Origin of the sequence: Kaistella treverensis, from assembly GCF_900114045.1 — a bacterium.
Classification (GTDB): Bacteria; Bacteroidota; Bacteroidia; order Flavobacteriales; family Weeksellaceae; genus Kaistella; species Kaistella treverensis.
Genome location: NZ_FORQ01000010.1, coordinates 1 through 2,515, shown reverse-complemented (window position 1 = coordinate 2,515; position 2,515 = coordinate 1). Strand labels below are relative to the sequence as shown.

At 30.9% G+C, this 2,515-nt stretch carries 3 protein-coding genes; all 3 read left to right on the top strand.

Going from position 1 to position 2,515, the window contains the following annotated elements:
* Positions 1-139: 139 nt before the first annotated feature.
* Positions 140-739 carry a DUF4468 domain-containing protein gene (locus BMZ55_RS11240; protein ID WP_089820439.1) on the top strand — a complete coding sequence of 200 codons (600 nt, stop codon included), beginning with the start codon at positions 140-142 and terminating at the stop codon, positions 737-739.
* Positions 740-986: 247 nt separating this feature from the next.
* Entirely contained in the window at positions 987-1,619 is a 633-nt protein-coding gene (locus BMZ55_RS11235) for a hypothetical protein (protein WP_089820438.1), read from the top strand.
* Positions 1,620-1,804: 185 nt separating this feature from the next.
* Positions 1,805-2,287, top strand: a complete 483-nt coding sequence (locus BMZ55_RS11230; RefSeq protein WP_143068781.1) for a hypothetical protein — start codon at positions 1,805-1,807, stop codon at positions 2,285-2,287.
* Positions 2,288-2,515: the final 228 nt, after the last annotated feature.

Below are 2,515 nucleotides of genomic sequence, written 5' to 3'. Positions count from 1 at the left end.
CTAAGATTGAGCATTTTTGCTCCTAAGAAACTTTGCGGTAAGCAGACAGTGAATCGCTCCGAAATGCCGCACTACGCTTATACTTGACCGTTGTGTGCAATGCCATACAAATTGGCGTTAAAATAAAAATATGTGAACTATGAAAAAATTTTTTTTATTTTTTGTATTCAGTGCAGGTTTCTTTTCTGCTCAAGAATTTACTAACGAAAATGGCGTTGATAAATTCGTTCAAGTAATGGAAGTTAATAAATCAAAAATTGACATATATAAGTCACTAAAACTCTTTCTGAATCAAAGCGTTAACAAAACTAAATTTGTTTTGGATTTAGATGATGAAGCAAATGGGATCATAAGTTTTAATGAACATATGGAGCCAAAATTAGTGTCTGAATACGAAAAAGGAGAACCAAATTATAAAGTTACTATTGAAATTAAAGAAAATAAATTTCGATATACGGCGTCACCGATAAATATAGATGAAAATCTTATGGGTATGAAACTTCAACGGACGATGACTGAATTTGCTGAATCAAAAACAAATGATTCTTTGATCAGAGAAAAAGAAGACGCACTTAAAAATGAAAAAAAAGAAAAAAAGATTGTACACTTAAACTTGGCAATATCTGAATTAAAGGCAGCAAAGGATGCAAGATCAAAACTTGTTGAAATGGTTAAGGATCAATTGAAAGCAAATGTATTATTTGTAAAACAAGTCATTGAGAAAAGAGACGAGTGGTAAAGCAGTGCACACAACAAGGTATTTCTACAAGCGGGTATGAAGTTTTCATCGAAGATTTAAGCGATTAATTCAATTTTTAGCAAGTAGAAAATTTTCGTATTTTTAGCCCGCCTGCAGAAATACCCAACCGTTAGCCACAATTTTGCAGAAACGTCTCCGATAGAAAAATAAATATTATTAGGGCCCTTCCCCAAAAATAAATGTTATTACTTTTCACACACAAAATAATAATTCACATTTTTTTTAGATGAAAAATTTATCAATAATCATTTTAGTATTTGTTTTAAGTTGCCAGCAGAAAAAATCAACTGAGATTAAGAGCCAAAATCACATAGTTGAAAGAGACACTATTCAAAACGGTGAAAACAATCCAATTTCGAAATCATTAACATTGGATACTGCCAAGCAAAAACTACCTGAAGAAATAAAGCAAAATTCTGTTGAAGCAGATGCAGATTTTCAGTGGGAAGCAAATGAGAAATTAAGTAAACTTTTAAAACATTACGGTGAAAATTTGCCTGACTATTTTGGAGGGGGATTCATCGATGAAAAAGGAAATTTAGTGATCAACATCAAAGGGAAATTGGAAAATGGTAAAGGAAAAGTCACGAATATTATTGGTAGTGATAATATTCGATTTAAGAGTACAAAGTATTCGAGCAAAGAATTGAATGATATTATGGAGTATCTAAATAATTTTGCACAAAAACCTGAAAATAGGAAAACGATAATTAATCTCTCTGGCTGGTCATTGATGGAAAATTATATCGAAGTTTGTTTTAAAAAAATGGACAAAAATAGTGAAGCAGATTTTAGAAAATATATTTTAGATTCAGAGGCAATTCGTTTTAAGGAATGTGGCGAATTCCGATTTAACTAATTTTCGGCACAATTACGAAGTAAAAACTGTGGCTAACAAAGTATTTCTATTAGCGGGGGTGAAGTTTACATTATAAAGATTTTCGCTAATTGTTCGTACCTTATTATTTACAAAAAGCAGTTATAATAATCCCCGCCAACAGAAATACCCAACCGTTAGTGGCAATTATACCAAACTACAGAAAAATGAGATTTATAATAACTATGGGAATATTAAGCGGAATTTTATCATTATTTGGTTGCGAACAAAAATCTGACAAATCTGAAAATTTTATTCAACGAGCGAAACAAATTGAAATTTCCCAATTGGCTGAAGAACTAAAATTGCTGGAACAGAATAAAACTGAATTTGATTTTATCGGAATTACATCAAACGGAATAGATTGTATTTATTTTATGAAAGATGCTGGTAAATTTCAAATTGATTTTGAAGCTATGACAGATCAACAAATTCCATATATTGATAAATTAGAAACATTTGCAACTCAAAATGGATTTGCAACACAAATGACTACTTATGGTAACAAACCTCAGTATAATGCGAAAGAAGCACCAGTTTTGAAAATTATAACAAATTCAAATCTTGAAGAAACTGCTAAAATTGGACAGAAAATTCAAAGAGAAATTTTTGAAAATAAAACAGAAACTAAATTTGAGGTAGTACCATAAAATAACTGCCACTAACACGGGTTTTGCGTCAGGCGGGCTAAAGTGCAAAACTGAAGTTTTGTTTTTCTACTAAAGTTTTATACATTTATGAAGTTTTGTACTTCGAAACCCGCCCGAACGCAAAGCCCAAAACCGTTATCTGTAATGCTATCGAAAAATCGGTTTTAAAAGTTAAAAACTTGATCTACAAAAATAAAAGTTCAAAAATATGGATGGAAAGATAAAATT

Bases quoted from the DNA above. Each gene is read 5' to 3' on its own strand.
- BMZ55_RS11240 (WP_089820439.1), top strand. From the start codon at position 140: ATGAAAAAATTTTTTTTATTTTTTGTATTCAGTGCAGGTTTCTTTTCT.
- BMZ55_RS11235 (WP_089820438.1), top strand. From the start codon at position 987: ATGAAAAATTTATCAATAATCATTTTAGTATTTGTTTTAAGTTGCCAG.
- BMZ55_RS11230 (WP_143068781.1), top strand. From the start codon at position 1,805: ATGAGATTTATAATAACTATGGGAATATTAAGCGGAATTTTATCATTA.